Here is a 9,191-nt window from a genome sequence, read left to right on the forward strand (position 1 = left end):
AGACCTAGACGTTTTGGAAAGAGTACAGATGCCAATATGCTTGTTGCCTATTATTCTAAAGGCTGTGATTCTCAATATATTTTTGATTCATTAAAAATCAGTCAAACTGATCATTATTTCAAACATCTTAATCAGCATCATGTCATTCATATCAATATGCAGGATTTTTTAAGCAAGACTCATGATATCAATAAAATGATCTTACTTCTAGCCAAACTAATATTTAGAGAAATCAAGAAAGCTTTTTGTGATGTAGATTATATTGATTCATCTAATCTTGTTCAAATCATGGAAGATGTTTATGTTGAAGCAAGTGCAAGATTTATTTTTATCATAGATGAATGGGATTGCATCTTTAGAGAGTACAAGCAGGATAAAGAAGCACAGAAACAATATCTTGATTTCTTAAGAAATCTGTTGAAAGATAAACCATATGTAGAATTAGCCTATATGACAGGGATATTGCCTATTAAGAAATATGGAACACATAGTGCCTTGAACATGTTTAAGGAAATATCTATGTTAAATGCAACACCGTTAGAATCTTTCATGGGATTTACTGAACAGGAAGTTTATGACTTATGCTTGAAATATAATATGGATTATAATGAGATGAAAAAATGGTATGATGGATATCGCATGTCAGATGACATTTCTGTCTACAATCATCGTTCTGTTGTTTATGCTCTTATGGATAGAAAGTATGAAAACTATTGGACATCTACTGAAACCTATGAAGCCTTGCAGGTTTATATAGATATGAACTTTGATGACTTGAAGGATAATATCGTTCAACTTTTAGCAGAAGAAAATGTGCCTGTTCAGACAACATCATTCCAGAATGATATGACAACGTTTAAGTCAAAGGATGATGTTTTAACACTTTTGATACATCTGGGATATCTAGGATATAACAGTTCAGATCATACGTGTTATATTCCTAATAAAGAAGTTGTTGATTCATTTGTTAATTCTATTAGAAGTTCTGACTGGCATGAAACCACAAAGGCATTATTAAACAGTCGTGAACTTTTAGAGGCAACATGGAGACAGAATGAAGAAGCTGTCGCAAGATATATCGAAGAAGCACATTTAAACACATCAATACTGACTTACAACGATGAAAATGCATTGTCATATACACTCGCTTTAGCATATATTTATGCAAGAAATCATTACACGATGATAAGGGAGATGCCTACAGGTAAAGGCTTTGCAGATATTGTTTTGATTCCATATCGAGATAATCCAGCTATGATTATAGAGCTGAAATGGAATCAAGAGGTCAAAACAGCAATCGACCAAATCAAAGAGAAAAAATATCCAAAAGGATTAGAGAAATATAAAGAGAACTTACTGATTGTCGGAATTAGTTATGATAAGAAAACAAAGAAACATATTTGTCATATTGAAAAACACCAATGAGAGATAATGCTTATTGGTGTTTTTTCTATAACACTATAATCTTTTTTCAAAAGCTTTTACATACAATATAGAATTTATATTCTTAAAATATCAACAAATCACCAAATCCATAAACAATTTACAACATATATAGTCATAGCATATCAATGAAATAAATGATATAATGATGAGTGAAAAGAAAGCAGGTGAAGATATATGGGATTATATCTCAATCCAAGAAATGATAGTTTTCAACAAGCAATCAACAATCCTATATATGTAGATAAATCATTACTGATTAACTATACAAATCAATTAATAGGTACCGGTGATAATAAGTTATGTGTATCAAGACCTAGACGTTTTGGAAAGAGTACAGATGCCAATATGCTTGTTGCCTATTATTCTAAAGGCTGTGATTCTCAATATATTTTTGATTCATTAAAAATCAGTCAAACTGATCATTATTTAAAACATCTTAACAAACATCATGTTATTCATATCAATATACAAAGTTTTTTAAGCAACACACACAACATTGATAAAATGATCCAACTATTAACAGCGAGAATTCTAAATGAGTTCAAACAAGAGTATTCAATCACGTTCTTTGATGAAACAAATCTTTCATTATCGCTAGAAGACATTTATGCATCCACAAAGAATCAATTTATTTTTATTATAGATGAATGGGATTGTATCTTTAGAGAATATAAGCAAGATAAAGAAGCACAGAAACAATATCTTGACTTTTTAAGAAATCTATTGAAAGATAAACCTTATGTAGAATTAGCCTATATGACAGGGATATTGCCTATTAAAAAATATGGAACACATAGTGCCTTAAATATGTTTGAAGAAATCTCTATGATTGATCCGGGATTATTACCTGAATTTATGGGATTTACTGAAGCTGAAGTTCAAGATCTTTGTATTCAATTTAACGTTAGTTATGATGAAATGAAACAATGGTATGATGGATATCATCTTACAGATGAGATTTCCACTTTTTCACCTAGATCAGTCGTCATGTCTCTGACTAGAAAAGAATTTGGCAATTACTGGACTTCTACAGAAACCTATGAAGCTTTAAAATTTTATATAGACATCAATAAAGACGGACTCAAAGATGATGTGATTAAAATGTTAGCTGGTGAAAATGTTCCTGTACAAACATCATCATTCCAGAATGATATGAGCACTTTTGAAGTCAAGGATGATGTGCTTACATTATTAATACATCTTGGTTATCTAGGATATCTAAAAAAAGAAAAACAAGCCTATATTCCAAATAAAGAAGTGATTGACTCATTTGCGAATTCTATTAAAAGTTCCAACTGGCATGAATCGACAAAAGCACTATTAAACAGTCGTGAACTTTTAGAGGCAACATGGAGACAGGATGAAGAAGCTGTCGCAAGATATATCGAAGAAGCCCATCTCAACACATCAATACTGACTTACAATAATGAAAACGCCTTAGCCTACACATTATCATTGGCATATATTACAGCTAGGGATGATTATACAATCATCAGAGAAATGCCTACAGGAAAAGGCTTTGCTGATATTGTTTTGATTCCTTATCAAGATAAACCAGCTATGATTATAGAGCTGAAATGGAATCAAGAGGTCAAAACAGCAATCGACCAGATCAAAGAGAAAAAATATCCAAAAGGATTAGAGAAATATAAAGAGAACTTACTGATTGTCGGAATTAGTTATGATAAGAAAACAAAGAAACATATTTGTCATATAGAAAAACACCAATAAGGATTTTATCTCATTGGTGTTTTTCTTATGATCAGTTCATCAACAATCTTCCCTATTCATCATATCATAACTTCCATCATATAATCTGTTTCTCTTCTTTAAACAAAAGATTCCTAATCTTAAACTCATCATGCTTTTTTGATCAGGATGTGAATAGTAATGAGGACATCCAAATAGTAATTTATGTGTTTTTCTATAATACATCAGTTCCATCGGTTCCTGACAATATGAACAAACTAATTTTTGATAAGCAAAGGGGGATTCTGTCATTTGACTCACTGCAATAGCTAAAGCAATCACTTTATTTGCTCCTGCTTCATACAATGTTTTCATAGCTTCAATCATTGTTGAACCAGAAGAAAAAACGTCATCAATTAAAATAATATTTTTCCCTTTCACATCCCCATTCACACGAAAAACACCTTTAACAGTTTTTCTTCTTTCAGCCAAATCATTTCCTTTTTGTGAAAAATCACATTGGCATGACAAGAAATCTTTTAACATCAATCCATCTTGTGCATTGCGTTCAAGTTTTAAACTCAAAAATCTTTGAAATCTTTTCTTTTCAATATCTTGTGGTTTAGGTGGTATATATGTCAAAGTATCTATTTTTTCTTTTTTACGTATATCCATAATTGCTTCATCAAAAAATATATCTATGATATCTACATATTCATGTTTAAATTTCAATATCATATATGATAATGCATCATCTAATAAATATTGATGCTTCTCTGGATAATAACGTCCTCCAAAATATAACTCTGTAAGATATTTTTTTCCATCATCACTAACAATCTCAGTTTGACAAGACAACAATGATCCTTTTTTATTTTCAAATGTAAGTACTTCTCCACTATATCCCTTGTCTTTTTCTGATAATACATCTACTAACGAATCAATTGAATCAACCACAAAATCCGGCATATATTTTAAATCTTTTTGTTGAAGATGCCCAACAAATAAAGTTCCAATACGATAACTCATCACTTTCTTTAACCATGTCATATCTCCACTTATCACAATTGCTTCATAGGATTGACACTGTGCCATTATTAAGAAATTCGCAATCAAAGCATCTAAATCAATATTTTTATCAATGTCAAGTGATTCTATTTTCAAAACATCAACACCCAAAAGATGCTGATAAGGAAAATCTATATATTTTTGATTTAAAGACTCACAATCAAGAATAATCAGTTTTAAATGATTGATTTGTGTCCATTTCCACATATTAAAATTCCTCCTGTTTTTGATGTTGAATGATCTTCATCATATCATCATAAGTTTCAAATACATATGCACCTTTATCTATATATTTTTGTGGCCACTGTAAAGATGAATCATCAACAATATATTGAGGTATAAAAACATATCTGCCTTGTCGTAAAGCATAGTCTGCCTGCTTCAAAGTGCCACTGTTTTCACTTGCTTCCATAATCACAGTCCCTATTGATAATCCACTCATAGTTGCATTACGCTTTGGAAAATTCCATCTATTCACATGCTGACATGGTGGATATTGTGAAACAACCAACCCTTCTTTTTCAATTGTAAATTGTAAGGTCTGATTTTCCTTTGGATAATATTCATGTAGTGATGTGCCAATGACTGCTATTGTTTGTCCTTTGTTTTGCAAAACAGTCTGATGCACCACCGTATCAATTCCTTTTGCTAAACCGGCATTCACAACAAAACCATCATCCACTAATGTTTTCACCAATTGTTTTGTCTGTTCAATGGCATATGGAGATGCCTTTCGACTTCCTACAACACATATAGACTTTTGATACAGTAAATTGACTTGACCATTGACAAATAAAAATAGTGGAGCCTCTTTTGTATCAGCAAGTTGTTGAGGATACTTGTCTTCTCCTTTTTTTATAATGTGAGTATTGGCTGGTAATTGTGTAAAAGCTTTTTTGATTTGTAAATAGCTATTATAAAATTCTTGTTCTGTGATATGAAATTGAGAAGCTAAAAATGGAATATTTATTTTTAATCCTGCATGAAAATCAAAATGATAGAATTGTTTGATCTGTTGGATAAAAGTCAATGTTTTTTTATCACTGTCATCAAGATATTGCTGGATTGTATAATACAATATCGCATCTCTTACAGAAACTTGATTAATATTGAATGATTCTTGTAAATGACTCATTTGACGATAATCATCTAAATCACTTTTTAAAAATAACATTACTGTATGACTTTGTTTAATAGGTTGAATCTGTTGACTTTGGACAATCTGACAAAAAGCTTCATAAGACATACCTAAGTATTCAGCCGCTTCTTGCGAAGTATAAATATTTTCCATCACTTTTAAAATATCTTTTCTATCCATCTCATCACCTGCTTTATTGATGTTTCTATTTTCAATTATATATAATAAGGTTAAAAAAACAAGCTTAAATCAACTTCCCATTTTCTTATTGACGTTGTCAATAAAAAAGAACGAGTATATTTCGTTCTTTGTTAAAAAAAGTATTTTCTAAATTGTCTGTAAATCTGTCGGCAGGCATTTTGATCACTTGGTGTCGATGAAAGCGCAGATTGATATCTTGGATTATCAAAAAACATAGCCACAGGATGCTTGTTTTTTTCATCTTTGATTGTGATACCATAACTTTTTAATTTATATATATCATAACTGCTAATTAAAGCTTTCAAAATACAATTTAAATATTCCTCTCTAATGCCATCTTTCGTATTTTGTTGGAGAATATCTTCCAATAGACTCATATCAAGATTTCCAACATTTTTCTTTTTCACATCATCTTCAAGCATATTTAAAAGAATATCTTTTTGTTCTCCCTGATAATATTCCTGAATATCACCTTTATTTAAAAGACCATATTGATTTTGTAGACTCATTTGTTCTTCTAACATTTCATTTTGCATTTTCAATAATTCTACTTCATTTTCTAATTGACTGATTAATTCACTATATTTGATTTTTTCATTCTCTAATTTTTCCATTTCCTGATCTAACTGATAAACCGTTTCTTCTTCATAATCTTGTGCATGATTTTTTAATTCTTCCAGATATCTTTTTTGTAAACTATGAAAATCATAACTTGTTCCATACCGTCTTTGTTTTAAATACAGACTCAAATGATGAAGAATACGTTGTTGCAGTTGATCTTGGGATTCTTTTTTAAAGAAGCGATATGCCTTATAATCATGATTCAAATAATAGAAAATCACTCGGCTTTGAGGAGGAATGAGCTGACAATGTTCTTTCATCCATAAAGAGACATCATATGATGTTTCATACATAACATGAGCTATTCCTCTTAACTGTCCGGCAAGATAATCAGGATCAACAACCTGTTCATAATTAATATAAACAATAGGTAAACTCTCATAAGTTTCAAGCCATTGCATGACTTGTTGACAATGATCCCTATCAATTGCTATAGGACTATCACTGATAGGAATTCTACTCGTTTGAAGCAATTGATGTGTTAATAAATAATCTATATAACGATATCCTTTTTGATATCCCTCATTATGAATACACAAACCACCATCTTTTTCATTATATATGTATTCCATACGATGATACAAATGAATCACAACACTTTGATCTTGAGGATACTGATAGATATCAAAATAATCTTCAATAATTCTTTTCTGTTGTAAATTGAGATTATCATATTGAATATCATAGACTTCAAATAATGAATCTATAAACTGTGATATCGTCCATTTTTCTTTGAGTTTTAAATAAGTTGAAAATGATTTCATATTGAATCTCCATTCTTTTTTAAAATTGCATTTAAAATATCCAGACGGCGATAAATTTCCTGTGTTGTTTCTAAATCATGAGCTTTATGTTGAATATACTGAAGAAGACAATCATGATAGCTTGCTATTTTGTCCATATGATCCACATATATCAAAGCATCATGATATTGTCCCACCTGCATTAATTTTTGATTTTGTTTTTGGGCCTTTTGTTTTTCTTCCATTAACATATGATATATATCTTTCAGTTCATCCACTTCAATTTGTTGACGTTTGATTTCTTTTTTAAATTCTTCTTGATAGTCATAAGCATTTTTCATTGTCATATTTTGTTGATGAAGAATCTGATTTTGATAAAGCTGTTCATAAGAAGGCATATGATTTTTATATTTTTTAATGATTTCATTTCTCAACAGTTCATTTAATTCATAAATCTGATATAAACTTTGACGTTTTTTATTCAATTGAAATATACGGCTTTCATAATCATCAATTATTTCAATATATCCTTCTTCTTTTTGATTTTTACAATAACAGACATGCGCTAAGCCCAGCATCTTTCTTGCAAGAAGATTTGCATCTATATATGTGGTATGCATGTAAAGAATCGGTAACTGGTGTTCCTGAACTTTCATAGCTTCAATATCTTTAACATGATGTGCTTTATAAGAAAGTGGATAAATATCACTTTTTATATAGGGCGATACCAATATGTTTTTAAACAAAACAGGAATAGATACAGCTGATATATAACGTGAATCATGAGATGTTTCTTTAGAAAAAAGCAAATGTATTTTTTCTTCTAACATATCATATATCACTTCTACTATAAAATGTGTATTTTTATCATTATCCTGTGTAGAAAAATAAATCGTAAAATATTTTTCATCAAAGATCTGAAGCTTTAAATGTTTATGATCCACTTCATATTCAAATGGAAAAGTTTTTTCTATATATAATCCTTCCATTTTATTTTTAGAATGTTCCAGCCAATCCCATAAAAAACCTATTAATATATCTTGATTTAAATTTTTTGTTGGAAACACAGCATAATAACAAAGCATTTGCCTCACCTTCCTTTGTTTTAGTATATCATAATTCCTGACAAATAAAGACAATTTTATCGAAATCAACACAGAGATTCTTTTTTATCCCTATTCAAAAAGTTCTATGATATAAGCTATAACTGCTTATCATAGAACTTCTCTATTTTTTTATTACATTCTATTATTTATCATGAAGTACCAACTTATAAAATTCTTCATAGCTGATATTCATTAAGATATGATCTTGAATTTTCTCTATCTGCTGTTCATTGCACTCCTTGACCCATTCAAAATTCATGCCTGGAAATTTCTTCAACAGAATTTGAATAAGACTTTTCATTTCACCTCGTTTTTCTCATTTTTCCATCATATCACACATAATTTTCTTTCCTCCTTCTTTTTGTTTAAAATATCTGACTCTTTCTTTCAAGACTTCATCATACATGTCTTCATGATTTTCACATCTTAAATCATGCATCAGCTTCCCTAAGGGTGTTTCATCTTCCTTGGTGGCATTCATATAAATGATATGTACCTTATCTTTAAATGCTTCTCCATCTTCTCCATGCCTCTGTATATGATTTTTCAATCTGTTTGTTTCTAGAACATCTTTTTCACATATGAAAATAACATAAATTTCAGGCAACTTTTCCCATTTCTCATTGACATATGACAGACTGCTATCCAATATACTGGCATGAAACCTCGCTCTTAAAGGTGAAGCATTCTTTAGACTTCTTTCCATTTCCACATCAATAATATTCCCATTCTCTGTTGAAGCTACTATATCCATAATGACTGTTCTACCATGAAGATTTCTGTATTCATCCTGAATATGCCATTCTGTAATGGAAATATCTTCTTCAAAAATGATATTGAATAATAATTCAATGCAGTGTTGATCATTGAAGATGACTTTCATAAAGATATCATCAATAGGTCTTAATGCTTTCACAAACTCAAGATATTCCTGATTCATTTTGATTATTCCTCCTTTTATTTTTTATAGTTTCAATCTCCTAGATATTTAAGGAATGATAATCAGGAACCCTTCACTTATCTATATACGCATTATTTTGACATTTTTCTTTTTTTCAGGATAATCTAACCCTAGATAAATGTTGGTAACTATATTTAAAATATATTGATTATATGGTCTTAAATGAAAATTCATTTGTAAAGTCACTATATCTTAGCTCACACATGGAGTTCATGATC

The 9,191-nt window shown here is 30.0% G+C and carries 8 protein-coding genes; 2 read left to right on the plus strand and 6 right to left on the minus strand.

Annotation, left to right across the window (positions count from 1 at the left end; genetic code table 11):
- Positions 1–1,425 (plus strand): AAA family ATPase (locus tag B5E48_RS12675; RefSeq protein ID WP_143747029.1); only part of this gene is annotated, 1,425 nt, incomplete at its 5' end.
- Between the two features lie 195 nt (positions 1,426–1,620).
- Positions 1,621–3,177, plus strand: a complete 1,557-nt coding sequence (locus tag B5E48_RS12680) for an AAA family ATPase (protein WP_087305440.1) — start codon at positions 1,621–1,623, stop codon at positions 3,175–3,177.
- 39 nt (positions 3,178–3,216) lie between these two features.
- Here the strand turns inward: B5E48_RS12680 and B5E48_RS12685 are convergent, their stop codons facing one another.
- The 6 genes from B5E48_RS12685 to B5E48_RS12705 form a co-directional block, all read right to left on the minus strand.
- Positions 3,217–4,410, minus strand: coding sequence for a ComF family protein (locus B5E48_RS12685; protein ID WP_087243443.1), 1,194 nt, complete (start codon positions 4,408–4,410; stop codon positions 3,217–3,219).
- Between the two features lies 1 nt (position 4,411).
- A complete protein-coding gene (locus tag B5E48_RS12690; protein WP_087305442.1) occupies positions 4,412–5,521 on the minus strand; it encodes a DNA-processing protein DprA in 1,110 nt (369 codons plus the stop codon).
- A 131-nt stretch (positions 5,522–5,652) separates the two neighbouring features.
- Positions 5,653–6,927, minus strand: a complete 1,275-nt coding sequence (locus B5E48_RS12695) for a hypothetical protein (RefSeq protein ID WP_087305445.1) — start codon at positions 6,925–6,927, stop codon at positions 5,653–5,655.
- Positions 6,924–7,991, minus strand: coding sequence for a hypothetical protein (locus B5E48_RS12700; RefSeq protein ID WP_087305447.1), 1,068 nt, complete (start codon positions 7,989–7,991; stop codon positions 6,924–6,926). Before B5E48_RS12700 ends, B5E48_RS12695 begins: the two co-directional genes overlap by 4 nt.
- Positions 7,992–8,154: 163 nt before the next feature.
- Positions 8,155–8,313 (minus strand): hypothetical protein, encoded by a 159-nt coding sequence (locus tag B5E48_RS13655; RefSeq protein ID WP_158095493.1) that lies wholly within the window; start codon positions 8,311–8,313, stop codon positions 8,155–8,157.
- A gap of 15 nt (positions 8,314–8,328) precedes the next feature.
- The gene (locus tag B5E48_RS12705) at positions 8,329–8,952 is read right to left on the minus strand and encodes a PD-(D/E)XK nuclease family transposase (protein WP_087305450.1); all 624 of its coding nucleotides are present in this window, start codon (positions 8,950–8,952) and stop codon (positions 8,329–8,331) included.
- Positions 8,953–9,191 lie beyond the last annotated feature (239 nt).

Origin of the sequence: Massilimicrobiota sp. An105 (genome assembly GCF_002161155.1) — a bacterium.
Taxonomy (GTDB): domain Bacteria; phylum Bacillota_I; class Bacilli_A; order Erysipelotrichales; family Coprobacillaceae; genus Allocoprobacillus; species Allocoprobacillus merdigallinarum.

Excerpts from the sequence above, each read along its gene's own strand:
- B5E48_RS12680 (WP_087305440.1), top strand. The coding sequence starts at position 1,621 with ATGGGATTATATCTCAATCCAAGAAATGATAGTTTTCAACAAGCAATC.
- B5E48_RS12685 (WP_087243443.1), bottom strand. The coding sequence starts at position 4,410 with ATGTGGAAATGGACACAAATCAATCATTTAAAACTGATTATTCTTGAT.
- B5E48_RS12690 (WP_087305442.1), bottom strand. The coding sequence starts at position 5,521 with ATGGATAGAAAAGATATTTTAAAAGTGATGGAAAATATTTATACTTCG.
- B5E48_RS12695 (WP_087305445.1), bottom strand. The coding sequence starts at position 6,927 with ATGAAATCATTTTCAACTTATTTAAAACTCAAAGAAAAATGGACGATA.
- B5E48_RS12700 (WP_087305447.1), bottom strand. The coding sequence starts at position 7,991 with ATGCTTTGTTATTATGCTGTGTTTCCAACAAAAAATTTAAATCAAGAT.
- B5E48_RS13655 (WP_158095493.1), bottom strand. The coding sequence starts at position 8,313 with ATGAAAAGTCTTATTCAAATTCTGTTGAAGAAATTTCCAGGCATGAAT.
- B5E48_RS12705 (WP_087305450.1), bottom strand. The coding sequence starts at position 8,952 with ATGAATCAGGAATATCTTGAGTTTGTGAAAGCATTAAGACCTATTGAT.